We start from the raw sequence: 26842 nt of genomic DNA, 5'->3' as shown, positions 1-26842 counted from the left end.
TTCGCTGCGCCGGCTCGATACCGGGACGCCGACCCGACCGCAATCCTGCCGCGCCCGCCCTGCCGCGCCGGCGTCTCGCCATCAGGAGCCGACCATCGCCGAAGCAGCGCCCCCGCGCGACCGCTCGCGACCGCGCGCCCTCGCCGGGCTCCTGGCAGCGACCGTGCTGCTGCCGCTCGCGATCCTGCTGATCGGGCTCTGGCAGGGCCAGCGCGGCCTCGACGACTGGCGGGCCTTCGCGGCCGAGCGCGACCGCCTCGGCGCGGTCGTGGCGGATCTGGAGGCGCGGTCTCCGCGGGACGGGCGCCCCGATTTCAGCCTGCAGTTCCGGCACGACGGCCGCCTCTACGGCGGCCCCTACGCCGCGGTGAAGGCCCGCGAGATCCGCGACCACGCGGGGACCCTCGCCGCCGTGATGGACTGGCGGCGCAGGCTGCCGGCGGTCGCGGTCGCGGGCGGCGGAATCGCGGCGGCGCTCTCCGTGCTCGTTCTGCTCGTCGGCGGCCTGCTCGGGCAGCTGGGACGCGGGTCGCGCGACGCCCTGGTCCGCGGCTTCTCGCTGGTGCGGCGGCTGCTTCCGCCCGCCCTCGCCGCCCAGATCGTGGCGGCGACCGCCGGCCTCGTGGCGGTGGTCCTGTTCGAGGCCGGGCTGCTCGTCGACGGCGGCCTCAGCGGCGGCGGCGTGAAGCTCCTGGCGATCGCGGCCGGCGCGGTCGGCGCCACGATCCTCGCCGCGTGCGGCGCCCTGATCGGCCTGCGCCGGGCCCTCGTCGCCTTCGCGCCCGAGCCGCTGCCGATCCTGGGGCGGCGGATCGCGCCGGCCGAGGCGCCGGGTCTCTGGCGCCTCGTCGAGGCGCTCGCCGACCGGATGGGCGCGCTGAAGCCCGAGGCCCTGGTCGTCGGCCTCACCGAGGGCTTCTTCGTCAGCGCCGGCCCGGCCGTGCTCGAGCCCGGCGGCGCGCGGCTCGACGGCCGGATCCTCTACGTGCCCCTGCCCTATCTCGCCCTGCTGCGCGTCGACGAGACGGCGGCGATCCTCGGGCACGAACTCGCCCACTACGCCGGCGGCGACACCGCCTACAGCCAGCGCTTCCTGCCGATCTACGCGGGCGTCGGGCGCTCCCTCGACGCGATGGCCGAGCGCGAGCGCGGCGCGCTCGGCGTGCTCGGGCCGTCGATCCGCCTCGGCCTGTTCGTGATGGAGCAGTTCCACCTCGCCGTGCGCCACTGGAGCCGGGTGCGCGAGTTCGCGGCCGACGCGGCCGGCGCCGCCGTGACCTCCCCCGACGCCTCGGCCCGGGCGCTCCTGCGCTACGGCGCCGCGCGCCCGCGCGTCGTCGAGACCCTGGACGCCGCGACCGACGCGCCGGAGACGGCCGCCGCCGACCTCGTGGCGGCGGCGTTCGACGGCGCGATCGCGCGCGGCCTCGAGGATCCGGCGGCGCGCCTCGAGGACGAGCAGGCCCACCCGACCGACACCCACCCGCCGACCCGCGACCGCGTCGCGGCCCTCGGGCTGGCGATCGACGCGGACCTGCTGGCCGCGGCCGGAACCGCGCCGCCGGCCCGGGCCCGCGACCAGCTCGCCGCCTACTTCGCCGACCCCGACGGCCTGTGCCGGGCCGCGACGCGGGACTTCCTCGGCGCGGTCCGCGCGCGGGCGGCCGCCGCCCGCGCGCATCTGGAGGCGACCGCCGCGGAGATCGGAACCGAGGAACGGGTGCTGCGCGCCAGCCACCGCGCCCGCGGCCTCGCGCTGGCCGCCAGCGCCGGCCTCTTCGCCGCCGCCGCGCTCGCGCTCGCCCTGCTCCGCGTCCCGGGGCTGTCGCCCTACGAGGCCCGGATCGTGTCGGCCGTGGCGCTGGCCCTCGCGGCCGCCTTCGGCGCGGCGGGCGCCTTCGTCCTGTCACGGGGCGAGCCGATCGCCCTGATCCTGAGCCCCGCGGGGCTGACGGCGCCCGGTCTCGACAGGGTGATCCCCTGGGAGGCCGTCGCCGATCTCGACATGTCGCTGAGCCGCGGCGGCATCGTCACCCGCCTGCTGCTGCCGCCGGGCGCGGACTGGCCGGAGCGGGCCCCGGGGCGGCACCCCGTGAAGCTCGACGCGAAGCGCCGCATCGTGACCCTCACGGTCGGACTGCCGCGCCGGATGAAGCCGCAGGATTTCGCCGACCTGATCGCCCGCTACCAGGCCGCGCACCAAGCCCGCCGCGCCCTGGCCGAGCGCGCCGCGCGCGCGACCGTCGCCGCCCACACCCCCTCTCCCGAAGCTCAGACTGCTTGAGGATCATATGGGATCGCCCGCGAAGCCCGAGACCGCCGAGACCCTGCGCCTGCCGCCCGACCGCGCGAGCTGGACCGTCATCCTGGGCGTGCTGTTCGGCTTCGTGCTGTTCGGCGGCCTCCTGGCAGCCAGCGCCGTCTACACGGCGCCCGTGCTGATCTCGGACTGGCAGGTCCGCGAGGCCGCCCGGCCCGTCCCGAACGCCCGCGTGAGCGACGGCAAGTGCAGCACCAAGCTCGTGTTCCACATCTGCGACGCGACGCTCTCGCTGCGGACGCCCGCGGGCAGTGTGACCCGCCGGGTGAACTACGTGTTCACCGGCCTGCACGCGGGCGACTGGACGATCGGGGTGATGGCCGACCCTGCGCATCCCGAATCCGTCACCACCGATCTCGGCCTCGACCGGCTGTGGAACCGGGCGATCACCCTCCTGGCGATCGACGGGGTGATCCTGGCCGGCCTCGCCGGCGCGCTGATCTCGATCCTCCGCAACGGGCGCGCGGCGTTCCGGACCGCCGCCTGACCGGCCCCGCGCCGGGATCTCGGCCGCGCAGGGCCGTCCGCGTCACGGGACACGCCCGAACCGGCGGACCGGTGCCGTACCGGTTGCCGGTCCGGCGATCCGGTACGTGTGCGTCATTGCGCCGGCGCGGACGGTCGGTCAGACCGCGCTCCCTCGAACCTCTCGGGAGAACCGGATGAGCAGCACCCGCAAGACGGCGCTTCGTGGCGCCCTCCTCGGTCTCGCCCTCGCAGGCCCGGCGCTGGCCGACGACACGCCGACGACGGCGGGCGCGGTCGACCGGCTCAAGGGCCTCGCCAACGAGACGGTCGGCGGCGCCAAGCGCGGCGTCGGCAACCTGACGGACGACGAGGCGCTGAAAGCCGAGGGGCGCGACCAGAAGCTCCGGGGCCAGGCCCAGCAGGAGCGCGGCAAGGCCAAGGACGCCGTCGAGAACGCCCTCGACAAGTAGGCGGGTGGGGCCCCGGCCGCGGCGCGGCCGGGGCCCGCCGCACCGATCGAAACGGTCTCGCCGGCCGGCATGACGGACACCGTCAGCGCCTCGGCCTGTCCCGGAGCCGGAGCCACTGGCCGCGCCGGGCGCGACGGACAGCGCCAGGCTGGCGCCGGCGCCCGCGGCCCGAGCGATCGTACAGTTGCCCTGCGTACTCGCTCAATCGACCTATTACGCTGGAAAGCTCTCATTATTTTAGCAAACATTCCAATTTTTCATTCTATCTTACTCACTTGGCAGACATCACAGAAATCATACGGCCGCTCTGCCGGACGCCGCCGCTTTAGGTAGTGCGCCGTGGTTGATAACGATTTTTGTTGCAACAACTTAACCGCGACATATGCTATCGATACAGGATAGGCGACCGAATCGGGCCGGTCTTGAGTATCGAACCTGTATTGCTGCAGGGCACGGCAACCGTGCGGGGCCGCCAGAACAAGGATCGACCGGACCGTCCGGTCGACGCGACGCGCGGGTGTGCGGATCATGATGTTTGCTGTCCCCGCCTTGCTGTTGGAGCTGGCGTTGACGACGCCGGTCTCGGACAAGATGCCGGTCTTCGACGTTCGCGGCAGCTGTCGGGCGGCGACGACGGCGATGACCCTCGATCCTGTTCGGCAGAAGCTCTGCCTCCAGGACGAGGGGTCGGCCCGTGCCGAGGTGGCGAAGAAGTGGTCCAGCTTCCCGGCGGTCGATCGGACGCGCTGCGCGGCGGAGGCCCAGCTCGACGGCCTGCCCAGCTACGTCGATCTGCTGGAGTGCCTGACCCTCGCCCGGGAAGCCAAGGCCGAGGACGATCAGTAGTGCGCGTCAGGACCGAGACCGAAGACCGTCCCGTAACGCTCTCAGGTTGAGGGTCGACCGTGCCGATCGTGCTGCAGCTTCCCGGATCCCTCCGTCTCCTCGCCCTGGCGGCCATCGCGGGACTCGCCGCCGGTTGCCGCGATGCGAACCAGTACGTCCCGCCGCCGCCGCCCAGCGTCTCGGTCGCGCAACCGCTCGTGCGCACGGTCACGCGCTACTTCGAACTCACCGGCAACACCAAGGCGTTCGCGGCCGTCGAGCTCGAGGCACGGGTCCAGGGCTTCCTAGAGGCGATCACCTACAAGGACGGCGCCGTCGTGAAGAAGGGCACGCCGCTCTTCTCGATCCAACGCAACACCTACGAGGCGCAGCTCAAGCAGGCGCAGGGCGCCCTGGCGGCGCAGCAGGCCGCCCTGGCGAATGCCCAGTCCGAGTATCAGCGCCAGTCCACGCTGGGCCGGCAGGAATTCGCCTCGCAGGCGCGCGTCGAGGACGCGAAGACCAAGCAGGACCAAGCCAGCGCCGCCGTCATGGAGGCGCAGGCCAACCTCGACATCGCCGCCATCAATCTCGGCTACACGCAGGTCTCCGCACCGTTCGACGGCGTGGTCACCAACCACCTCGCGGATGTCGGGGCGCTCGTCGGCATCAGCGGACCGACCAAGCTGGCGCAGCTCGTGCGCATCGATCCGCTCTACGTCTACTTCAACATCAGCGAGCAGCAGGTGCTGCTGGTCAAGGAGCACCTGCTCGCGACGCATCGGACGCTGGGCGACCTATCCAGGATCCCCGTGGAGATCGGCCTGCAGACCGAGACCGGCTATCCGCATGCCGGCAAGCTCGACTACCTCGCGCCGCAGGTCGACCCGTCCACCGGCACGCTGATGGCGCGGGCGCTCATCGAGAACGGCGACCACGCGCTCCTCCCGGGCCTGTTCGTTCGGGTCCGGGTCCCGGTCGGGCGCCAGGACAAGGCCCTGCTGGTGCGCGACGACGCCATCGGGACGAACCAGCAGGGCAGCTACGTGCTCACGGTCGGCGCCGACGACACGGTCTCGCAGCGGGTGGTGACGCTCGGGCCCCGGGACGGGCGCTACCGGGTGATCGAGACCGGGCTCGCACCCGGCGACTGGGTCGTCACGGACGGCATCCAGCGGGCAATCCCAGGGGCGAAGGTCGCGCCCCAGAAGGTGGCGGTGGCCGAAGCCTTGCCCGACCCGGCGCCACTCCCGCGGTGAGCCGTCGTCCGGAAGTCCCGGCGCTGCCGACGAGGCCGACACGCCCGACGATCGGACAGTGATCTCCGCCACCCCGCGTCCCGCCCTGGCGGCGGGCCGCCCCTGAGACGCCGGCACCGAGGGCCAACGGCATGATCTCGCGCTTCTTCATCGAGCGGCCGGTCCTGGCCAACGTGCTGGCCCTGGTCATGGTGCTGATCGGCGCGGTGTCGCTCTTCAACCTGCCGGTGTCGCAGTATCCCAACGTCGTGCCGCCGACGGTCCAGGTCACCACCCGCTACCCGGGTGCGAGCGCCCGCACGGTGGTCGACACGGTGGCGCTCCCGATCGAGCAGCAGGTCAACGGCGTCGAGGGCATGCTCTACATGCAGTCGACCAGCGCGAGCGACGGCACCTACACCCTCACGGTCACCTTCGCGATCGGGACGGACGGCGATCAGGCCCAGGTGCTGGTGCAGAACCGGGTCGCGATCGCGATGTCGTCGCTGCCGCAGGCGGTCCAGGTCCAGGGCGTCACGACCCAGAAGAAATCCACCGCGGTCCTGCAATTCGTCACACTGTCGGCCAGCGACGGGAAGTTCGACAGCCTGTTCCTGTCGAATTACGGCGTCATCAACGTGCAGAACGAGCTGGCCCGGCTGCCCGGCGTCGGCAACGTCACGGTCTTCGGCGCCGGCCAGTACGCGATGCGGATCTGGCTGGATCCCGACCTGGTGCAGGCCCGGGGCCTCACCCCCGACGCCATCATCAACATCGTGCAGCAGCAGAGCCAGGAGGTCACCGCGGGCGCCGTGGGGATGCCGCCGGTCCCGGCCGGCCAGGACTTCCAGTACACGCTCAACGTCAACGGGCGGCTCAACAGCGCCCCGGACTTCGAGAACATCGTCGTCAAGGCGGACGCGCAGGACGGCGGCCGCATCACCCGCTTGCGCGACGTCGGCCGCGTCGAGCTCGGCGCGCAGACCTACAGCCAGTCGTTCACGCTGAACGGGCAGCCCGCCGCCGGCATCGGCATCTACCAGCTGCCCGAGGCGAACGCGTTGACGGTGGCGAACGCGGTCCGCACTCGGATGGCCGAGCTCGCGAAGACCTTCCCGTCGGGCCTCGTCTACGCCATCCCGTTCGACACGACGGAGTTCGTGCAGGCCTCGATCCACGAGGTCTACATGACGCTGTTCGAGGCGGCCGTCCTGGTCCTGATCGTCATCCTGGTCTTCGTCCAGGACTGGCGCGCCATGCTGGTGCCGGCGACGACGGTGCCGGTGACGATCATCGGCGCCTTCGCCGCCATGGCGGCGATGGGCTTCAGCGTGAACCTCTCGACGCTGTTCGCGATCGTGCTGGCCATCGGCATCGTGGTGGACGACGCCATCGTGATCGTCGAGGGGGTCTCCCACCACATCGACGAGGGCCTCTCGCCCCGGGCGGCGGCCGAGAAGGCGATGGAGGAGCTGTTCGGCCCGATCATCGGCATCACCCTGGTGCTCATGTCGGTGTTCGTGCCGGCCGCGTTCCTGCCCGGCCTGACCGGGCAGCTCTACAAGCAGTTCGCCCTGGTGATCGCCGCCACTGCGCTGATCAGCGCGATCAATGCCGCCACCCTGAAGCCGACCCAGTGCGCCCTGTGGCTGCGCAAGCCGGTGCCGCCGGAGAAGCGGAACGTGTTCTACCGCGGCTTCAACCGCGTCTACGGGGTCCTCGAGGGCTGGTACGCCCGGCTGATCGCCACCATGGTCCGGCGCAGCCGCCTCATGGTCGCCGTGGCGCTCCTGCTGATCGGGCTCGCCGGATGGGGGCTGACCCGCCTGCCGACCGCCTTCCTGCCCACCGAGGACCAGGGCTACGTCCTGATCGGCGCACAGCTGCCGGACGGGGCCTCGAAGGAGCGCACCGACGCGGTGATGCAGCGGATCAGCGTCCAGGCGAAGGCGACGCCGGGCGTCGACAACGTGCTCTCGATCAGCGGGATCTCGGTCCTCGATTCGAGCGCCAGCCTGCCCAATGCCGGCGTCGCCTACGTGGTTCTCAAGAACTGGGATGTCCGGGCCAAGGAGAGGGGCCAGGATCTGCGCAGCCTCTACGAGCGCTTCAACACGATGCTGGCGGGCGTCGAGGACGCCGAGACCTTCGTGCTGATCCCGCCGCCGATCCAGGGCATCGGCAACGCCAGCGGCTTCACCATGCAGATCGAGCTGCGCAACGGCGACTTCGACTACCCCCTGCTGGAGAGCCTCGCCCGGACGGTCGTCGCCGACGGGAACTCGCAATCCGGGCTGCGGAAGCTCAACACCTCGTTCCGGGCCGGCGTGCCGCAGATCGCGATCGCGGTGGACCGGGTCAAGGCTGAGGCCCTCGGCGTGACGGTCGGGCAGGTCTTCTCGACCCTCTCGAGCTACGTCGGGTCGTCCTACGTCACGCAGTTCAACAAGTTCGGCCGGACCTTCCAGGTCTACGTGCAGGCCGCGCCCGATTACCGGCTCCGCCCCGAGGACGTCGAGAACCTGAAGGTGCGCGCCGGCAACGGCGTGATGGTGCCGCTCGGCACCGTCGTGGAGATCAAGTCCGTGCAGGGCCCGTCCCTGATCAGCCTGTACAACCTCTACCCGACGGCGACGATCGTGGGCGGGGCGGCGCCGGGCTTCAGCTCCGGGCAGGCGCTGGACCTGATGCAGCAGATCGCCGCCAAGGTGCTGCCGCCGGGCACGGGCTACGACTGGACGGCGATGTCGTACCAGGAGAAGGCGGTCGGCGCGCAGATCTACCTCGTGTTCGCGCTGGCCATCCTCCTCGTCTACCTGGTCCTGGCCGGCCAGTACGAGAGCTGGATCCTGCCGCTGGCGGTCCTGCTCGGCGTGCCGCTGGCGCTGCTGGGCACGGTCGGGGCGCTGCTGCTGCTCGGCGTCGCCAACAACCTCTACACGCAGATCGGCCTGATCCTGCTGATCGCGCTGGCGAGCAAGAACGCCATCCTGATCGTCGAGGTCGCCCGCGAGAAGCGGCAGGCCGGACTCGACATCGCGGCCGCCGCCGTGGAGGCGGCGCGGCTGCGCTTCCGCCCGATCCTGATGACCTCGTTCGCCTTCATCCTCGGCGTGCTGCCGCTCGTCACCGCCTCCGGGGCCGGGGCCGCGGCGCGCAAGTCGATCGGCATCACGGTGTTCAGCGGCATGCTCGCCTCGACCTGCCTGGCGGTGCTGTTCGTGCCGTCCTTCTACGTGATCCTGCAGCGGATCGAGGAGCGCCGCGCGCGCCGGGGGCAGCCCGGGCCTGTCGCGTCCCCGCCCCCGGCCGGGACAACCCCCGAGACCGGACCGGCGTGAGCCGGAGCGCGGACGCGGCGCGGTTCCGCCCCGCGCCGCCGTCACCGCGCGACGCCGTTCCCTCCGACGCGCGGCGCCGGATCCGCGACCGGACCTCCGGAGACCACGCGTCCGGCATGCTCGACCGTTGACGGCCTTACATCGCCCACCCTATTAGATATAGCATTAGCTATAATGATGGGTCAGGGCTATGACGCACACCGGCGCTCCGCGTCGCCTCTCGGCTCTAGGATCGGTCCTGTGCGGCCTCGCCGCGGCGCTCGGGTTGGCCGCGGGGCTCTGGGTGGCCGCAGCGCTCGGGCCGGCACTGGCCCAGTCCCTGCCCACAGCCGCCGAGAACCTGACGCCGGGCGACCTCGACAGCGAGCATCTGTTCGGCTTCACCGAGGGGAGCGACCTCGGCGTTCCCGGGGAGGCGGAGCTGGAATGGGAGACGAGCGGGCGACTCGGCCGGCGCGTCGCCCGCTTCCTGACCGTGGACAGTTCCCTGGCCCTGAAGGTGCCGCTGACCAACGATTTCCGCCTGGCCCCGGGCGTCACCTTCAACGCCTACGACATCGGCGCGCCGGGCACCCCGGCCCGGACCACGGGCGGCTTCAACGGCGGCTTCCTCGAGACCCGGGTGCGCCTGATGGATCGCCGGACGGCCCCCTTCGGCCTGACCCTCAACATCGTGCCGGGCTACGGAACCGTCGACAGCGGGACGGGCGTGCCGGCGCGCAGCTTCGCCACCGAGATCGGCCTGCTGGCGGATCGCGAGATCATCCCCGGCAAGCTGATCGCCGCCGTCAATGTCGGCTTCGCGCTCTCGACGACGCGGCTGACCGTGATGGACGCGCGCGTGCGCGGATCGGGGATCGAGGTGGCGGGGGCGCTGGCCTACTGCGTCCGGCCCGGCCTCTTCCTCGGCGGCGAGGCACGCTATGCCCGGACCTACGACGGCTTGGCGCTCGACCGGTTCGCGGGCGAGGCCGTGTATCTCGGACCGACCGCCTACATGACCCTGTCACCCCAGGCCTGGGCCTCGTTCACCTGGAGCTTCCAGGTCGCCGGGCAGGCGACGGGCGAGCCCGGCCCGCTCGACCTGTCGAGCTTCGACCGCCATCAGATGCGGTTGCGCGTCGGGTACAGCTTCTGATCGCGGCCCTGTCGCCGCACCGCGGCCTGCGAGCCTCAGGGTGGGCGGACAGGCGCCGAGAACGCGACCCTGGTGGAGCAGTCGAGGGACCGAACCGCCCATGCCGACGGGCGGTGAGCCTGCCGTGGATGTCGGCTGAAGCGGCCCGGTCGCGACGAGAAGTGGGACTGGCTGCCCCGGAGCCGGTCTTCCGGAAGGACTATTACATGCCGAACATGTTCGCAGTCGGAGCATGCAACGTGAAGGCATGACCCTCATCAATCCAGCCGCTTCCGGCGTGACCTTGCTCGATGTAGCTGATCTCATCGGCGCTGGAAGCGTAGTAGTGCCGTCCGCTCTCGGTGTTGACGAACCGCTCGACGGTCAACGCATGCGATCCCGCGGCGGTCGAACTCGCGTAGGCGTCGAACGCAACACCGTCATAGTTGTAGCCGGAACCGTCCGAGAGAAGCCCGTCACGCTCCGCGGTGCTGGTCGTGTAGAAGTGGTCGCCGGTCGTCGGGTTGGTGAATCGAAAGACGTCAGCCGTGGCAGACGATGACACTGGCGCGGCCCAGCCGACGCCCTGATAGGCGTAGCCCGACGGGGTGCTCTCAAGCTGCGCGCGTTCTCCAGCGCTTGCCGTGTAGAAATGCCGTCCTGAGGCGGCGTCGTAGAAGTGAAAAACCGGCTCAAGCGCCGCGGCGCCCGGACTGGCCTGATAAGCCCGCATGTAGTCAATATTCATCTGCGCGGGAAATGGCGTCGACGCGTCGGCGTCGCCCGGCCAAGAGCCGCCGACGGCGAGATTCGCGATCATGTACATGGGCTTGTCCAGACCGGCCGGCGTCGGCGTACGATAGATCTCCTGTCCGTCGAAGTAGAAGGTCAGCGTGTCCGGTTGCCAGTCAACGCCGTAGGTGTGGTAGCCGCCGCTCATGTCGGCGACTGCGGAGATCCCCTGGCTCATCGTGTGGTTGCCGGGTGTCTGGCCGGGCGCCAGGCTGTGCACCGTGGTGTAGAGCGTGCCGGGGAGCGTGCCCGAGCATCTCCATCACGTCGATCTCGGGCGGCCAGGAACCGTCCGCCGGTAGCAGCCAGAACGCCGGCCAGAAGCCCTGACCGGCGGGCAGTTCGGCCCGCATCTCGAAATAGCCGTAGGTCTGGCTGAAACTGTGGAAGGTATTGACCATTCCCGACGTGTAGGGCTGATCCCCCAGGTCCTGGATCAGAGACGGATCCGACGGCGCGGCTGTGATGGTGAGGATGCCGTCGTGGACGCGGAACGGGTTCGGGAGCGCGCTGCCGTCGGGTTGATCGGCGCGGACATACCATTGCTGCTCCTGATTGAAGGGCCGCGTCCCGGTCGACGTGACGTGGATGCTCCACTGCGGGCCGCCGGACGTGTCGAGACCCGAAGTGCCGTCCCAGAGCGGCAGCGTGTCGAAGTCCTGGCTGTAGGTGAGTGTCGCCGTCTGGGCGAGATTCCTCGGATCAATGGCCACGGATCACCTGCCCATTCGTGCCACGCACTGAAGTGGCCGCGCCGCACGATACAATCATAAGCTGCATCGGAAAACAGGGCGCCTGGGTTCCGACGATGATTGCCGGGCACCGTCTGGTCGATGGCACGACGCGCGGGATGCCGCCGTCGATCCGAGCAGATCGATACGGAGGAGCCGATCGACAGCGAATATTTGAAATTATATTCCCTTCATCCTCCGATATTTTAGGATTACAACGAACATTGCCATTCTGGCTGATTTTATATACGCAACACTAATACAAATGATAGTCGAGCACGTCATTTCGGCGACGCATATTGCTGTCTGCGACCGAAGCGCGACGCGGTTGGACCTCCTCCCTCGGCGGTGTCGTGACCGGCCGCACGCAGCAACGGCAGGGCGCCGGCTCGGTATTCTTTACCGACGCTCGGGTCTGCAACCCATAATTGTACTGCCGGTTACGCATCAAAACCGGAGGTGCCCATGTCGTCGTCCCCTCTCGCCGCGCTCAACCCGTCGTCACGCTCGCTTGAGTGGCTGGTCGGGTCCAGCGCGCTACTGTCCTCCACCGCACTGTCGACCGGCCAATTGACGAGTCTCGGTCCGATTACCTCGCTCATCGAGAGTGCCGTCGACGTCGGTGCGGCGGACGAGGGCGGATCACTGCTTCCCGGCGCGCTGGCCGATACCGCGAACCAGATCGTCCTCGACACCCATGCGCAGCTCGAGAACGCGGGTCATCAGGTCGCGGCGCTGAACGGCCCGCTCCACGGTCTGACCAATCTCGGCGAGACGGTCGGGCTCGGTCATATCGGCGAGGCCGGCAACCTGATCACGGACCTGACCGGCGCGGTCGCCAACCCGACCGATGCCGGCAGCGTCGTCCCGGTGTTGAACGATGCCGGGCAGGTCGCCGAGGCTGCCGGAACCTTGCTGAATACTGTCACGGCCCCGCTCGTGGCCGGCAACGGCCTTGTCGGCTCCGGCGGCACGCTCGCGCCGGCGGTGGGGATTCTCAACCAAGCCGTCCTCGACCTGCACACGACGCTGGAGGATGTCGGCCATCAGGTCCCGGTGCTCAACGCCCCGATCCACGCCCTCACCGGCCTCGGCGAGACGGTCGGCCTCGGTCGCATCGGCGAGGCGGGCAATCTCCTGACCGACACGCTCGCCGTGCCGGGATCGCTCCTCAATGGCGGCGGCCTCAGCTCGGCCACGCCGGTCCTCGCGGATCTCGGTTCCGTCCTCGGAGCGACCGACACGCTGATCACCTCCGTCACCGGGGCCGCGACGGCCGGCGGGCTGCTCGCGTCGGGCGGCCTTCTCGCCCCGGTCGCGAACCTCGCGAACACCGCCGTCCTCGACGTCCACATGACCCTCGAGAATCTCGGGCACGAGGTCCCGCTGCTGAACGGCGCTGTCCACGGCCTGACCAATCTGGGCGAGACCCTCGGACTCGGCCATCTGGGCGAGGGCGGAAACCTGCTGACCGACGCCGCGGCCCTGCCCGGTGCCCTGCTGGGCGGCCAGGGGCTCAGCGCATTGTCCCCGATCCTCGGCGATGTCGGCGCGGTGGCCGGTGCGGCCGGCGGACTGCTCGGCGGCGTCACCGGCATCGTCGGCGACCTGGGGGGAGCGGGCGCGCCGGGCGCGGGCAGTCTCCTCACCCCCGTCACCGCCGCGGTGGATGGCCTGCTCGGCACCGTGACCGGCGGCGCTCCGGACGGAACCGGCACCCTGCTCGGGCCGAACGCGCCGCTGCAGCCGGTGGGCGCTGTCGCCAACACGCTGATCGACACCGTCCACGGGGCGCTGGAGCAGGTCGGACACGACGTGCCGCTCCTCAACGACCCGCTCCACGCGGTGATCGCGCTGGGCAACACGGTCGGACTGGGGGAACTCGGCGACAGCCACAACCTGCTCACCGACACCATCAACCTGCCCGGCGCGATCCTGACCGGGAACGCGCCCGGAGGCGTGGCGCAGGTCGTCGACGACCTCGGGCACGTGGCGGGCGCGCTGGGCGGCGTCGTCGGCTCGGCGACCGGCCTCCTCGACTCGGCCGGCGGCGGTCTCGGATCCGGCCTGCCGGGCGGCGGTCTACTGGCGCCGGTCACCTCCGCCCTCGGCGGCTTGACGGGGGATCAGGGTGCCGGAGCCCTCGACGGTCTCCTGGGCGGCCTGAACGGAGGCCCGGGTTCCGGCGCGGCCGGCGCGCTGCTCGGGACGAACGCGCCGCTGCAGCCGGTCGGAGACGTCGCCAACACGCTGATCGACGGCGTCCATGCGGCCCTGGAACAGGTCGGCCACGATGTGCCGGTCCTGAACGATCCGCTCCACGCCGTGATCAATCTCGGAACCACGGTCGGCCTGGGGGAGCTCGGCGGGTCGAGCAACCTCGTGACCGATGTCGTCAACCTGCCGGGCGCGGTCCTGAACGGCGACGGAGGCCCCGCGGTGGCGCAGGTCGCGAGCGATCTCGGGTCCGTGACGGAGGCGGCCGGCGGCGTCGTGGGCTCGGTGGCGGGGATCCTTCCCGCGGCCGGCGGGGACGGCCATCAGGCGGGCTCCCCGGTCGACGGCGTCGTCGCGACCGTGACCACGGTCCTGGGCGGGGGCGAGACCGGTGGGGCAGGGAGCGCCGTCGGCAACCTGCTCGGCACGCTCACCGGCGGCACGTCGGGCGAGCCGGGAGCCGAGACCCACCCGTTGATCGACGTGTCGGCGGGCCCGACGACCCCGACGCCGGTGGCGGACGTCGCCGTGCTCACGCCCGCCGCCGATCCGGCCCACACCGTCGACGTGAGCGCGGTCGCGGTGAGCGCCGATCAGCCGAGTCTGGCCACGGCGAACCTGCTCAGCGGCGACAGCATCCACCTGCCGCAGACGGGCGGCGGTGCCGACTCCCTCGTCGGCCACCTCGTGGACGCGGTGTCGGGAACCTCCGCCGCGCCGGCCGAGGTGGGCGCCGCCCAGGGCGTGAGCGTCGATCTCGGCGTCGTCACGATCGATCTCGGCGGCCACACCGAGGTCCAGCACACGGACCCGACTCCCCACACGGCCACGAGCGGCCTGCACCTGCTCGGCCTGTGAAACGCGGCCCCCGCCGCCGACGCGACGGGGGCTTCAGCGACGCCGGGGCCCGACCCGCTTCGGCTCGAACCGCTCCGCTGACGTGCCAAGCCGAGGGATCGACCTGTGACCGATGAACGCGTGTTGCGTGTCGCGAAGCGGCGCGAGTTCTGGTCCGCCGTCAGGGCCGGGCGCACGTGCCTGATCACCGTGATGATCGTCAGCGGTCTGATCAATCTGCTGATGCTCACGGCCCCGATCTTCATGCTGCAGGTCTACGACCGGGTGCTGCCGAGCCGGAGCATCGCGACACTCGTCGGTCTCGCCGGCATCACGCTGATGCTGCTCGTGATCCAGAGCGTCTTCGAGATCTTCCGTGCCCGGATCCTGGCGCGCTTCGCGCGCCTCGTCGACGAGCGCCTCGGTCCGCGGATCTTCCGGACCCTGCTGGTCCGCGGCGCCGAGATGCCGCGCAGCGATGACGGGCCCCAGGCCCTGCGCGATCTCGACACCGTCCGCGGCTTCGTGTCGAGCATGGCGGTCAGCGCCTTCTTCGACCTGCCCTGGGTGCCGCTCTACGTCGCGGTCTGCTTCCTGTTCCATCCCTGGCTCGGCGCGGCGGTGGCCGGGGGTGCCCTGTTCCTGTGCGTGCTGACGATCCTCACGGACTGGGCCTCGTCCGCGTCCACCCAGGAGGCCGTCCGAACGGCCGGTGAGCGCCGGTCCTTCACCGACATGGCGCACCGGACGGCACCGCTGCTCTCGGCGCTCGGGATGCGGTCCCGCATCGCGGAGCTCTGGCAGGTCCGGGCCCGGCGGAACCTCGACGTCGCGGCGTACGGGAACGACCTGGCCATCGGCTTCGGCACGACGGCGCGCCTGCTGCGCACGGTGCTGCAATCCGGCATCCTCGGCCTGGGCGCCTTCCTCGTGGTCCGCGAGGAGGCGACGGCCGGCGTGATGCTGGCCGCCACGATCCTGTCCGCGCGCGCCCTCGCGCCGGTCGACCTGGCGATCGCCAACTGGAAGTCGTTCTCGGGCGCCCGGCAGGCCTGGGGCCGCCTCGTCGCGTTCCTGCCCCGGCGGGAGCCCGCCGCCCTCACGCCGCTCCCGGCGCCGCGGGAGAGCGTGCGCGTGACGGCCCTGTCGATCGCGGCGCCCGGGACCGACACCCTGGTGCTCCACGACGTCAACGTCGCCCTCGCGCCCGGAAGCGCCCTCGGCGTGATCGGAGCCAGCGGCTCCGGCAAGTCCACCTTCGCCCGTGCCCTCGTCGGGCTGGCGCGCCCGAACCGCGGCGTGATCCGCCTCGACGGCGCGGCGATCGATCAGTGGGATCCCGATGCCCTCGGGCGCGCGGTCGGCTACCTGCCGCAGGACATCGAGATGTTCGACGGCACGATCACCGAGAACATCACGCGCTTCGATCCCGAGCCCAACCCCGAGGCCCTGCTGGCGGCTGCCCGGGCCGCCGGCGTGCACGAGGTCGTGCTCCGGCTGCCGGGCGGCTACGACGCCCGCGTTGGTACCGGCGGCCTGGGCCTCTCCGGGGGTCAGCGGCAGCGGATCGCGCTCGCGCGGGCGCTGTACGGCGATCCGTTCCTCGTGGTCCTCGACGAGCCGAACTCGAATCTCGACGTCGACGGCGATCGCGCCCTGTCCGCCGCCGTGCAGGGCGTGCGCGCTCGCGGCGGCATCGTCGTGGTGATCGCGCACCGGCCGAGCGCCCTGGCGGCGGTCGATCGCATCCTGGTCCTCGGGGACGGGCGCGTGCAGCTGCACGGCCCGCGCGACGAAGTTCTGTCGAAGCTGAACGCCCTGACGCGGCAGACGCCCACGAGGGTCGCATGACGACGGATCGCACGCCTGACGGGCCGGCTACGGATCCGACTTACGAGACGCGCCGCTCCTTGCGGCGGCACGTCGCCGGCGTCGCCGCCGTGATCGTGGTCGCCACGGGCGCGGGGGCCTGGACGGCGGCGACGGAATTGTCCGGCGCCATCATCGCCACGGGCTCGCTGGTGGTCGAGAGCAACATCAAGAAGGTCCAGCATCCGACCGGCGGCGTCGTCGCCGAACTGCCGGTTCAGGAGGGCGCGCGTCCAGGCGGGCGACCTGCTGGTCCGCCTGGACGCGACCACCGCCAAGGCCACCTACGACAGCGTCACCAAGAGCCTGTGGGAGATCGCGGCGCGCAACGCCCGGCTGGAGGCCGAACGCGACGGCCGCGCGAGCCTCGCCATCGCCCCCGAGCTCGAGGGAGCCGGACCGGATGTGGCCCGGATCGTCGACGGCGAGCGCAAGCTGTTCCGCTTCCGACAGGACGCGCTCCAGGGCCAGAAGGCGCAGCTCCGCGAGCGGGTCGGGCAGCTGAACGAGGAGATCAAAGGCCTGTCCGAGCAGGCCGCCGCGAAGGAGCAGGAGACCGCGATCATCGGGCGGGAGTACGAGGGTGTCGAGGATCTCTGGCGGAAGAACCTCATCCAGCTGACCCGGCTCACGAGCCTCCAGCGCGACATGTCCCGCCTGAAAGGCGAGCGCGGCGTCCTCGTCGCCAACATCGCGCAGACCAAGGGCAAGGTCTCGGAGACCGAGCTGCAGATCATCCAGCTCGAGCAGAATCTCCGCAGCGACGTCGCGAAGGAGCTGGCCGAGAACCGCGCCAAGGCGGCGACGCTGACCGAGCAGCGGATCACGGCCTTCGACCAGCTGCAGCGCATCGAGATCCGCGCGCCGCAGACCGGCTACGTGCACGAACTCGCGGTCCACACCCGCGGCGGTGTGATCTCCCCGGGCGAGCCGATCATGCTGATCGTGCCGACCGCGGATTCCCTCGTCGCGGAGGTTCGTGTGGCGCCGCAGGACATCGACCGGTTGCAGACCGGTCAGGCCGCGGGGTTGCGCTTCCCGAGCTTCGACCAGCGGACGACACCCGAACTCAACGCGCGCGTGACCCGGATCGCGGCGGATGTGAGCGAGGACAAGCGGACCGGCAGCTTCTACTACCTCGTTCGCCTGGGCGTGACGAAGGAGGAGATGAAGCGACTGGACGGGGCCAAGTTGATGCCCGGCATGCCCGTGGAGGCCTTCATCCGCACGGCAGATCGAACGGTGCTGTCCTACCTCACCAAGCCGCTCGTCGATCAAGCCCGGCGGGCGTTCCGGGAGAAGTGAGATCCGCCCGGTCGCCCGCATGGACGGTCACGGAACCTGCGGAGATCGCGGAGCCGATCCCTACAGGACCGACTGTGTCGCGCTCGGCGAAAAGCCGGTCCGAGCACGGGGAAGCACCGGCCAACGCACGTCCGCCTTCGCGGGCGGCGCGCATGCGAGAAGCCATTCCGCTTCCACCCGCTGCATTTGTTCAACGCGGGCTGTGGAGCTTCATCGCCTGGCGGCAGACGCACTGGGCAGGGGGCCACGGTGCGGAGGCGTGGGGTCACGAAGCCTCACAACGAGCACGGCTGCGAGCGCGGCGGTGACCGCGAGGATCGCGATCGTCGTGAGTCGGTCAGGCGGTCTCCGCTTCATGGCCACGTCTTAGCAGCTGCGCCTGCTCCTCGCAGGATGCGGACCTGACACGCCCCGACGCGCCCGGCTCCGATCGGGCGCCGGCCGGCGCCGTGCCGATCCCGGTGCACATGGCTCGACGCTGCGACCTTCTCCGATCCTGCTACCGGTTGGTGTCAGACGCCCGCGGCCCGATGGGTTCGCAGGAGACGAACAGGCTCACGAACCAGAACAGGGTCATGGCGGCGATCGCCGCCGCGGTCCCGAACAAGGGGCTGACGATCAGCGCGGCCAGCACGCCATGCTTCCACATCAGGGTAATCGCGATGAGCCAGCCGAGGCTCGCGGCGATAGATACCCGGATGATGCAGCATTCGGATGCCTGCATCACAACCTCCAAGTTCCATATACAACGCATACGTGCATGAAACGGTGATGGTTCAATGTGGCAAACTGCTGGGTTCGCGAGGGATCAGCTGCTCGGCACTGCCGAGCCGGGGCCGACGGCCCCTTCTCACGCGCGCGACAGCGGGTGAGACAATTCGGCATCCTCCACGTTCGATCGTCCGTCACACGAAGTGCGGCGGCAGGATCATGACCTGGGCGTGCACGACGAGACTGAACGCCATGGCGGCCGTCACGACGGCGTCGACGAGACGGTTCGTCAGGGTGATCGGCTTGGTCATCGTGGCCCCGTCAGCTCGGCTGTTCCGAGGCGGCCTTATGGTCAAGCTGGATGTCGCCAGGATTGCTCCGATTGTTGCATGAGGCTGGCAGGATCGACGTGCGCCGGCCGGAGCGCTCGGATTCCGGTCTCCCGCTTCGCGACATCGCCCTCATCGCGGTCCTTCGCGAGAGGCCGACCGCCGGGACGTCAGCCAAGCCCTGCCGCATCTCGGAACAGGCTGAAGGAGCGTTCTGCCGCTCAGCACCGACGCGGGCCTCGCGCCCAGCAGCGTAGGCGGCCTCCGCGGGTCTTCCGTGTCTTCGGTCTTCGGGTATCGGGCTTCTCCGTGTTGAGGAGGTCCACAACCCGCTTCAGAGCAGGTCCGGGGGCGGCACGGACCATGAGGTGGCGAGGTTCGAGGCCGGAGACGCGCTGCTGAGACCCGCGCCCGCCTCACATTGGGTCGCGGCGAGGGTCGCTCGCCGCCGCTGAGGCTAGAACGCGTTACCGGTCACCCTGTCGGGCGCCGCCATCCTGCTGTGTTCACAGGCCCATCGGCAGGTGGGCAACCCAACGGCGGGTGCTGCTCAGGTTCTGCGTAATCCGAACCCGAGGCGCCGGGGGATTTCCCGTTGAGGTGACGCTAATCCGACATATACCACTTTTAGTTGCATTAGCCATCTGGAAGAGGGGGCGGCGCGTCAGATGTCGGAAGCCATCCTTGCACGCGATCAACGGACGGAGTGGTTGCCCAGAAGCCGGCTCGGTCTCCTCATTTTCGTGCCGGGCGCACTGCTGTGGATCTCGATCGTCCTCTGCATGCTGCCGATCACAGTACTCGCATTCCCTGCGGAATGGATGTTCAAGGACAGGCCGAACCTCCATGCGACAGCCGTGACGATTCTCGTGTGCCTCGGCGCAGCCAATGTCGTGATCGCTCCGGCGACCGTGCTCTACCTCCTGTATGCCTGACTGGCGGGCGGGCTATGTGCTCCGCCGCAGGAACCAAGCTTGCGGACATCGCTTCGGTAGGCTGATGCGACGGTGAATCATGGCTCACATCGAGACAGTGTCGGTTCAGGATCAATCCATGCGTCCCTGGATGGATCGCTTCCTCGCGATGATCATGGTCGCAGGCGGCGTGGCGACGGTGGTGTGGATCGCCGCGATGCTGGTGGTCGGCTGGCAAATGGCCGTCGTGCTGATGGGCCTGAGTGCGGTCTGACAGGCGTCCCTGCCTGAGGGTTGACGCCACTGCTCCCGAGACGCCCCTTCCGCGACGGAGTGCGGGACCGCGGGCGCCCGATGGCGAAGCTGAGCGGGGTCAGCCTCCACCGCCGCCCCCTCCCCCTGTTCCGGGGCCGCCGAGATTGCCGTCCTTGTTCGGCGTGTTCCAGTGGATGATCCCGTCGCCGGGGGGCCGCGGCGCGGTATTGGGCGGCCGCGGGAAAGCGGAGGGGGAGAACGCAGTCGCGCCGCGCGGGGCGGGGCTGCTCGCTCGAGAACGCCGCGCGACAGCTTCGGTGCTCACGAAGCCCGCGAGCGCGACAACGAGCCACCTGATCGCCGCGCCAGTCATGGTCGACTTGCCTCGCGCTGAGGTGCGCCACCGAGCGGCGACGGCTGTGCGCAGGGTAGCAGGATCGCTGCGCTTTCGCAGCGGCAACCCATGTCCCTCCGTCTCGCCAGCGCGCGCAGGACGTCCGATGCCGTGTAGCGGTTCGCTTCTGCTTCCAGTTTGGCGAAAGCCAGCTTCGAGGTTCGGTCGATGGCCACAAACAGGTCAAGTTTGCCTTCTTCTGTCCTGACCTCGGCGATATCGATGTGCATGTAGCCATGGGATGATCGGCGAAGCGCTTCTTCTCGGGCTTGTCGCCTTCCTTCCGGTAGGCGACTGATGCCGTGCCGCTCCAGGCAGCGGCGCAGCGACGAGCGGGTCAGGTGCGGGATCGTGGGCTGTAGGCCGTAGAGGCAGTCGTCCAGCGGCAGCAGGGTATGCCGGCGGAAGGCGACGATGATGACCTCCGCCTCTGGGGTCAGAACCGTCGAACGGGGCTGCTTCGGCCCCATAGCGGCATCACCTGTCGTCTGCCGCGTTCGCCACTTCTGGACTGTCGTCGGGGCATCCCTCGCAGCATGACGGTCGACCGTCCCACCACACCGCGGGATCAAACATCGAGGGTCTTGCCTGTAGCGGCCGAGCCATCGATGCTGCGCTGCAGCGGATGGCCTAGGACGGGAGCGACCCTTGGAAACGATCGGCCGTGACCTGCGGGAGATGCAGCGCATACCCCTCGCTGCATCGCATGTCGCCGCATTGCGGGCGATCGGGGCCGAGAAGCACTACTCCGCAGGCGCCTTTCTCGTCCGTGCCGGTGAGCCAGCCGATCGCTTCGTGTATGTCGAGGCCGGCGAGATCGAAGTCGTGAATCCCTTCACGGACGAGCGCCATCTCCCATCCACCCTCGGTCCGACCCAGTTCATGGGCGAAATCTCGTTCCTGAACGGCGGCGTTTGGTCGATGCCCATGCGGGCGAGTGCAGATACGGTCGTCACCGAGGTGCCGCGCCCCGAGATGCTGCGACTGATGTCCGAGATCCCGGAGATGTCGGACATCATCATCACAGTCCTCGCCGCACGGCGGCGGCGGCAGCTCGACTCGCACGACGGCACGCTCGTGCTCATCGGCGAGGACGACGACCGGAGCGTACGGCGGATCGCCGAGTTCGCGAGCCGCAACCGGCTTCCCTACAGGACCTATCCGTTGGGCAGCCCGGAGGCGGCAAGCGTCGCAACGGCCTGCTCGATCTCGGCAAACCGACCGGCGGTCATCTTCGGCCGGGACGTGGTCGTGACCGAGCCGACGCCCGCCAAGGTCGCGCGGCTGCTCGGCCTCGACTACAACCTCGTCGACGACGAGGCCTTCGACGTCCTCATCGTGGGCGGCGGGCCGGCCGGGGTGGCAGCGGGCGTCTATGCGGGTGCAGAGGGGCTGCGCGCGTTGGTCATCGAGGATGTGGCGATCGGCGGTCAGGCCGGCACATCGAGCCGGATCGAGAACTACATGGGCTTCCCGACCGGGATCTCGGGCGCCGACCTCGTCTGGCGCGGCGAGATCCAGGCGATGAAGTTTGGCACTCGCTTCGCGATGCCGCGACGGGTGGCGAAGTTGGAGCGGCTCGAAGACGGATCGTTCTGTGCGACGTTTGACAACGGCCGGCGCGTTCGGGGACAGGCCGTCGTCGTCGCGACCGGCGTCCAGTACCGAAGGTTGCCGATCGACCGCCTCGAAGCGTTCGAGGGCGCCGGCATCTACTACGCTGCGACGGAGATCGAGGCGCGCTACTGCCGGAATGCCGAGGCAATCATTATTGGCGGCGGCAACTCGGCGGGCCAAGCTGCGATGTATCTCAGCCGCTCAGCGCGACACGTTCGCCTCCTGGTGCGCGGGCAATCGCTCGCCACCTCCATGTCGAGGTACCTGTCGAGCCGGCTCGAGGCAGACCCGGCGATCACGATCGAGTACGGGGCCGAAGTCACCGACCTGCACGGCGACGACCATCTCGACGCGGTGACGATCCGCACCGGCGCCGACGGAGCGACGCGCAGGATCTCGACCTGCGCCGTGTTCGTCATGGTGGGCGCCGCCCCCAATACCGGCTGGCTCTCGGGGCTCGTCGAGCTCGATGGACACGGCTTCGTCCTGACCGGAGACGCGATCGGCGCGCATTCGCCTTACGCGACGTCGCATCCGGGAATCTTCGCGGTCGGCGACGTCCGCGCCAGCTCCGTCAAGCGGGTCGCAGCCTCGGTCGGCGAGGGATCGGTCGTCATCTCCAAGGTGTGGGAGCACGTTCGGTCGTAGAGTTCGCCGCCCGGGACGCGCACGATCGAAGCGCCGGATCGACGAACGGCCGTTTCTGGGAAGCTCTGCTGACTATCTGCCAGACTGTTTCGGGTGGCTTCCTGCCCGCCTGCTTCCGACCGGCGGATGTCCCGAAGCGGACATCTCCACGGGGACCGCTCACGCCCTCGCCGCACCTTCGAACATCTTGTCCCAAGGTGTCGGGGATGGGAGCATACCACCGAGGAATGCCGGGAAAGCCTTCACGTTTGGATCGCCGCGTCGGCTCTCCGGCGACAGCGCCGTGAACACAGAGCGCTCAGTGGCGAAGCTCTGCAGGACCGGCACGAACGCGCCCCGCTCGACCTAGTGACCGGCCAGGTCACCACCACGACGCACTCTTCTGAACGTCCAAGATGGGTGGATCTGAAACGGCCTGCTTTCGACTGGTATAGTCATGGAAGCAGACGTGCCGCGACGCTTCTTGATACGCGAGCCCATTGGCAGATCATTTAGCGGGTAGGGCCAGAAATTCATTCAAGAATTGACAAGCGGACCTTTTCTCGAAGCTGTCCAATAAGTAGAAGACGTGCGGTCTTCGATGGTCAAATTCGGGAACGTCATCGCGAAACGGCAACCACCCTTTTCCGACGTGCGAACACTCACGCTTGCGGCGTGAATCTTGGCGATGGCGGCGACCAGGCTGAGGCCAAGGCCGTTGCCGGGGGTCTGGCGGGACATCTCGGCGCGGTAGAAGCGGCGGAAGACCTTCTCGTGCTCGCTCGCCGGCAGGCCTGGGCCGGTATCCTCCACGGCCACCTCGATCGCTTGGCCGGTCCAGGCGACCCCGACCCGGACGGTCCCTCTGGGGGGCGTGAACTTCACGGCGTTGTCGATGAGGTTCGACAGGGCCTCGAAGCAGAGGTCCCGGTCGCCGTGGACGGTGAAAGGCCCCACCGCCGACAGGACGAGCCGGACGCCCCTCTCTTCAGCCTCGGGCTCGAAGAAGTCGACCGCCGCAGCGGCGACCTCCCCGAGATCGACCGGCGCGAAGGCGGTCCGGCGGCCCTCCTCCATCGCGCCGATCCGAAGCACGGCCGTCACCATCGCGAGTGTCTGGTCGATCCAGGCGAGGCCCTGATCGATCGCCTCGTGCAATTCCGCCACCGTTCGCGCCTGCGCCCGGCTGCGTTCCAGCCGGGCCCGCAGGCGGGTCAACGGCGTCCGCAGGTCGTGGGCGACGGCATCGCCGACGCTGCGGACTTCGCCCATCAGTTGCTCGATCTCGTCGAGCATGCGGTTCACGTTGGCGGCAAGGCGGTCGAACTCATCGCCCCGGCCTCCGACCGGCAGGCGCTTGCCGAGGTTGCCGCGCATCACCTCGGCGAGCGCCACCTCGGTGGCGGCGAACCGCCTGCGGCCCCGGCGGGCGAGGACGAGGCCGCCGATCCCGGAGAGCGCCAGCATCGGCAGTAGCCCGAGGCCGAGCGCCCGCAGCGTCGTGACCCGCACCCGGTCGATGTCGTCGGTGTCGTGGGCGATCACCACCGTGCCGCCGCCGGGCAGCGCCAGGGCCGCGGCCCAGATCTCGTCGGCGAGGCTGCGGCCCCCGACCTCCACCGTGGCGTTCACCCGGTAGGCATCCCCGTCCCGCGGCAGCCCCTTCGGCATCGCATCGAGGTTACCCGCGCGCCGGACGCCGTCCGGAGCGAAGTAGCCGCCATAGTGCCGGGCATGCGGGTCCATGGCGGTCCAGGTGTCGACCCGCAACGCCGTGGCGGCGGGGTCGGCCGCGGCCGCGCGGACTTCCAGCCGCAGGGTCTCGGCGAGTTCCTCCCGCAGGTAGGAGGCCGTCTGCCAGTAGATGAAGGCGAACATCGTCAGGGCGAGAAGCACCGACCACAGGGCGATCCCCACCGCCCACCGCAGGGTGGTCGAGCGCAGGAGGTCAGTCATCGGGCGTGAGGGTGAAACCGACGCCGCGGACGTTCTGGATCAGGGGCGCCTCCCCGGCCGCCTCAAGCTTGCGGCGCAGGCGGCCGAGATGGACGTCGATGAGGTTCGATTTCGGGGTAAAGCGGTAGTTCCAGACCTCCTCGAACAGCATCGCCCGTGTGACGATCCGACCGGGCGCGCGCATCAGATAGGCGAGGAGCTTGAGTTCCCGAGGCAGGAGGTCGAGGTCGCGCGCGCCGCGCCGGCCCGTCCCGGCGATGAGATCGATCTCCAGGCTTCCGACCCGCAGCAGCGTCTCGCGGGTGTCGACCGGGCGGCGGAGCAGCGCCTCGATCCGTGCGGCGAGTTCGCCGAGCGCGAAGGGCTTGGCGAGGTAGTCGTCGCCACCGGCCCGGAGGCCGCGGATGCGCTCGTCGACGTCGCCGAGCGCGCTCAGGACGAGGGCCGGTGTCCGGTCCCCGTCCCGGCGCAGGTCCTGCAGCACGCCGAGCCCGTCCTGGCCGGGCAGCATCCGGTCGAGGATGATCGCATCCCAGCCGCCCTGCCGCGCCGAGCGAGCGCCGTCCGGCCCGGTCGCGGCCCAGGCGACCTCGTGGCCGCGCCCGCGCAGGTCGTCGCGCACGTCCCCGGCCGTGTCTCCGTCGTCCTCGATCAGCAGCAGCCTCGCCACGTGAACCCGGTCCTCCCGCGTTGCCAGTGTGTCGCATGTCGGCCCTGCGGTCTGCGCGAGGAAGCGACTGTGAACCAGAATTTAGTGGCGCCCCATCGGCTTCGTCCAATTTATTAGAATGACTCTAGCGCGCACCTCGGGCCCTGTTCGGCTGGGCGCGATCCTCAGCGGGCTCCTCCGATGTTGTTCCTACTACGCCGCTTCCCCGCATCCGCCGCGATCCCCCACCGCTGAGGGAGTCCACACATGCCCCGGAAGCGGCGGCCCCGCCGCCTCATCAACCGTTACGCCCAGAGCCGGCTCTACGACGTCGAGACCCGCACCTATGTCTCCGTCGAACGCCTGCGGGAATGGCGCGGCGAGGGCTTCGAGGTTGTGATCCGCGAGGTCGAGACCGGGCGCTTCGTCAGCGACGAGGTGCTCCCCACCGGCTTCGACGCATGAACCTCATCCGCGGAGCGTCCGGCCCGACCGGTCGGCAAGCTGCCTGTCCATGTCGCTGAACGCCGAAGCGTCCGCGCGCCCCGCGGAGGTCTCCGAGGCATCCGAGACCGATGGCTTCGGGCGCGGGGATGCCTCCGCGCCGACTCCGATTGTGAGCCGGAGCCGCGCGCCGCGAGTGCTGCTCATCCTGGCGGTGCTGGCCGCCGTGGCCTTCGCGGGCTGGACCTATCGCGGCCCGCTCCTCGCCGGCCTTGGCCTCGCCCCGCCCGCGGTCCCCGAGGCGAAGGCGGACCGTTCCGACGACACCCCGGCGAACCCCGATCTCGTCACCCTCGACGGGGCGGGGCAGACGCGGATCGGCTTGGCCTTCGGCACGGCGGAGACCCGCCGGATCGTGCTCCCGGTGCGGGCGCCGGGCACCGTCGCCTTCGACGAGCGGCGGGTGACGCATCTCAAGCCGCGCACGCAGGGACGTGTACTGAGCCTCGCCGTCCAGCCCGGAGACCGGGTGACGGCGGGGCAGACGCTCGCGACCCTCGATGCCGCCGGCCTCCTCGACGCCCGCAACGGGCTTCAGGCGGCTGAAGCCGCCCTCGGCGAGGCGCGGGCCTCCGAGGCGGTGGCGACGCTCCAGGTGAAGCGTGGGCTGGAGCAGCTGAAATTCGGGGGCGTGGCGCAAGCCGAGGTCGAGCGGCGGCAGGTCGATCTCGCCAAGGCACAGGCGGCGGTGAAATCTGCGCAGGCGAACGCGGAGATGTACCGGGCGCAGTACCAGCGCCTCGCACCGGCCGAGGGCGCCGCGCCGGGCACCAGCGCCGTGGTCACGCCGATTGCCGGCGTGGTGACGAGCGTCGGCATCACCCTGGGCGAGGTCGTCGATACCGGGCGCGACGCCTTCACGGTGGCCGATCCCACCCGTGTCGTCGTGCTGGCGAACCTCTACGGGGCCGACATCTCCCGCGTGAAGGCCGGGGATGCGGTCTCGGTGGAGAGCTCGGTGCCCGGCCATCCGCCCTTCGAGGGCCATGTCCGCTCGGTCAACGCCGCCCTCGATCCGGCGACGAACACGGCGCCGGCGCGGATCGAACTCGACAACCCGCAGGATCTCCTGCGCGCCAACCTTTTCGTCTCGGTGACGGTCGGGGCTGATCTCGGTCGCGACGGCGTGACCATCCCGGCGGCGGCCGTGCAGCAGACGGACACCGGCCCCATCGCCTTCGTGCGCACGGCCCCGGACAGGTTCGAGCGGCGGGCCCTGACGCTGGGCATCCAGCGCACCGACTGGGTGGAGGTGCGCCGAGGCGTGGCGGCGGGTGAGAGTGTTGCGACCGCGGGCAGCTTCGGCCTGAAGGCCATCCTGCTGCGCAGCCTTCTCGGCTCGACGGATTGAGCGCC

General features: G+C 70.1%; 19 protein-coding genes and 2 pseudogenes. 15 read left to right on the top strand and 6 right to left on the bottom strand.

The window, feature by feature from the left end; translation table 11 throughout:
* Positions 1-163: 163 nt before the first annotated feature.
* The 7 genes from BMY19_RS09540 to BMY19_RS09510 all read left to right on the top strand — a co-directional run bounded on the left by BMY19_RS09540 (position 164) and on the right by BMY19_RS09510 (position 9800).
* Positions 164-2284 (top strand): M48 family metalloprotease, encoded by a 2121-nt coding sequence (locus BMY19_RS09540; RefSeq protein ID WP_100251538.1) that lies wholly within the window; start codon positions 164-166, stop codon positions 2282-2284.
* Between the two features lie 7 nt (positions 2285-2291).
* Complete coding sequence (locus BMY19_RS09535) at positions 2292-2807, top strand: hypothetical protein (protein ID WP_100251537.1); 516 nt, start codon at positions 2292-2294, stop codon at positions 2805-2807.
* A gap of 175 nt (positions 2808-2982) precedes the next feature.
* Complete coding sequence (locus BMY19_RS09530) at positions 2983-3258, top strand: CsbD family protein (RefSeq protein WP_100251536.1); 276 nt, start codon at positions 2983-2985, stop codon at positions 3256-3258.
* Positions 3259-3825: 567 nt separating this feature from the next.
* Positions 3826-4104 carry a hypothetical protein gene (locus tag BMY19_RS09525; protein WP_244534873.1) on the top strand — a complete coding sequence of 93 codons (279 nt, stop codon included), beginning with the start codon at positions 3826-3828 and terminating at the stop codon, positions 4102-4104.
* Positions 4105-4169: 65 nt separating this feature from the next.
* Entirely contained in the window at positions 4170-5342 is a 1173-nt protein-coding gene (locus BMY19_RS09520) for an efflux RND transporter periplasmic adaptor subunit (RefSeq protein ID WP_244534883.1), read from the top strand.
* A 131-nt stretch (positions 5343-5473) separates the two neighbouring features.
* A complete protein-coding gene (locus tag BMY19_RS09515) occupies positions 5474-8662 on the top strand; it encodes an efflux RND transporter permease subunit (protein WP_020091083.1) in 3189 nt (1062 codons plus the stop codon).
* Between the two features lie 190 nt (positions 8663-8852).
* Positions 8853-9800, top strand: coding sequence for a hypothetical protein (locus tag BMY19_RS09510; protein WP_100251535.1), 948 nt, complete (start codon positions 8853-8855; stop codon positions 9798-9800).
* A 202-nt stretch (positions 9801-10002) separates the two neighbouring features.
* On the opposite strand, the gene BMY19_RS31620 is transcribed toward BMY19_RS09510, so the two are convergent.
* Entirely contained in the window at positions 10003-10791 is a 789-nt protein-coding gene (locus BMY19_RS31620; protein WP_280141616.1) for a family 16 glycosylhydrolase, read from the bottom strand.
* Positions 10688-11284, bottom strand: a complete 597-nt coding sequence (locus tag BMY19_RS31275; protein ID WP_280141615.1) for a glycoside hydrolase family 16 protein — start codon at positions 11282-11284, stop codon at positions 10688-10690. Before BMY19_RS31275 ends, BMY19_RS31620 begins: the two co-directional genes overlap by 104 nt.
* A gap of 483 nt (positions 11285-11767) precedes the next feature.
* Here BMY19_RS31275 and BMY19_RS31615 point away from each other — a divergent pair, with 483 nt between their 5' ends.
* The 3 genes and pseudogenes from BMY19_RS31615 to BMY19_RS09490 all read left to right on the top strand — a co-directional run bounded on the left by BMY19_RS31615 (position 11768) and on the right by BMY19_RS09490 (position 17530).
* Complete coding sequence (locus BMY19_RS31615; RefSeq protein WP_280141614.1) at positions 11768-14377, top strand: beta strand repeat-containing protein; 2610 nt, start codon at positions 11768-11770, stop codon at positions 14375-14377.
* Between the two features lie 120 nt (positions 14378-14497).
* Complete coding sequence (locus BMY19_RS09495) at positions 14498-16207, top strand: type I secretion system permease/ATPase (RefSeq protein WP_244534872.1); 1710 nt, start codon at positions 14498-14500, stop codon at positions 16205-16207.
* Positions 16204-17530, top strand: a pseudogene (locus BMY19_RS09490) (HlyD family type I secretion periplasmic adaptor subunit). The gene BMY19_RS09495 and the pseudogene BMY19_RS09490 overlap by 4 nt, the downstream one beginning before the upstream one ends.
* 499 nt (positions 17531-18029) lie before the next feature.
* Here the strand turns inward: BMY19_RS09490 and BMY19_RS09485 are convergent.
* Positions 18030-18254, bottom strand: coding sequence for a hypothetical protein (locus BMY19_RS09485; protein WP_020091090.1), 225 nt, complete (start codon positions 18252-18254; stop codon positions 18030-18032).
* A gap of 984 nt (positions 18255-19238) precedes the next feature.
* On the opposite strand from BMY19_RS09485, the gene BMY19_RS09480 reads away from it, so the two are divergent.
* A complete protein-coding gene (locus BMY19_RS09480) occupies positions 19239-19505 on the top strand; it encodes a hypothetical protein (RefSeq protein WP_100251532.1) in 267 nt (88 codons plus the stop codon).
* Between the two features lie 79 nt (positions 19506-19584).
* Positions 19585-19758, top strand: a complete 174-nt coding sequence (locus BMY19_RS30845) for a hypothetical protein (protein WP_170862935.1) — start codon at positions 19585-19587, stop codon at positions 19756-19758.
* Between the two features lie 509 nt (positions 19759-20267).
* Here BMY19_RS30845 and BMY19_RS09475 read toward each other — a convergent pair.
* Positions 20268-20657 (bottom strand): annotated as a pseudogene (locus BMY19_RS09475) (IS481 family transposase); the annotation flags it as partial.
* Positions 20658-20781: 124 nt separating this feature from the next.
* Between BMY19_RS09475 and BMY19_RS09470 the strand changes: the two are divergent.
* Positions 20782-22398 (top strand): FAD-dependent oxidoreductase, encoded by a 1617-nt coding sequence (locus BMY19_RS09470; protein WP_026604614.1) that lies wholly within the window; start codon positions 20782-20784, stop codon positions 22396-22398.
* A gap of 516 nt (positions 22399-22914) precedes the next feature.
* Here the strand turns inward: BMY19_RS09470 and BMY19_RS09460 are convergent.
* Together BMY19_RS09460 and BMY19_RS09455 are read right to left on the bottom strand one after the other, a co-directional pair.
* The gene (locus BMY19_RS09460; RefSeq protein WP_100251531.1) at positions 22915-24333 is read right to left on the bottom strand and encodes a HAMP domain-containing sensor histidine kinase; all 1419 of its coding nucleotides are present in this window, start codon (positions 24331-24333) and stop codon (positions 22915-22917) included.
* On the bottom strand, positions 24326-25003 hold the full coding sequence (locus BMY19_RS09455; protein ID WP_020091096.1) for a response regulator transcription factor: 678 nt from the start codon (positions 25001-25003) through the stop codon (positions 24326-24328). The genes BMY19_RS09460 and BMY19_RS09455 overlap by 8 nt, the downstream gene beginning before the upstream one ends.
* Before the next feature lie 246 nt (positions 25004-25249).
* Here BMY19_RS09455 and BMY19_RS09450 point away from each other — a divergent pair, with 246 nt between their 5' ends.
* Both BMY19_RS09450 and BMY19_RS09445 read left to right on the top strand, forming a co-directional pair.
* A complete protein-coding gene (locus BMY19_RS09450) occupies positions 25250-25447 on the top strand; it encodes a polyhydroxyalkanoate synthesis regulator DNA-binding domain-containing protein (protein ID WP_091675875.1) in 198 nt (65 codons plus the stop codon).
* A 175-nt stretch (positions 25448-25622) separates the two neighbouring features.
* On the top strand, positions 25623-26837 hold the full coding sequence (locus BMY19_RS09445; protein ID WP_244534871.1) for an efflux RND transporter periplasmic adaptor subunit: 1215 nt from the start codon (positions 25623-25625) through the stop codon (positions 26835-26837).
* Positions 26838-26842 lie beyond the last annotated feature (5 nt).

The organism is Methylobacterium sp. UNC300MFChir4.1 (assembly GCF_900110155.1).
Classification (GTDB): domain Bacteria; phylum Pseudomonadota; class Alphaproteobacteria; order Rhizobiales; family Beijerinckiaceae; genus Methylobacterium.
The sequence above is the reverse complement of the archived record's forward strand: the minus strand, read 5'-3'. Positions and strand labels throughout refer to the sequence as shown.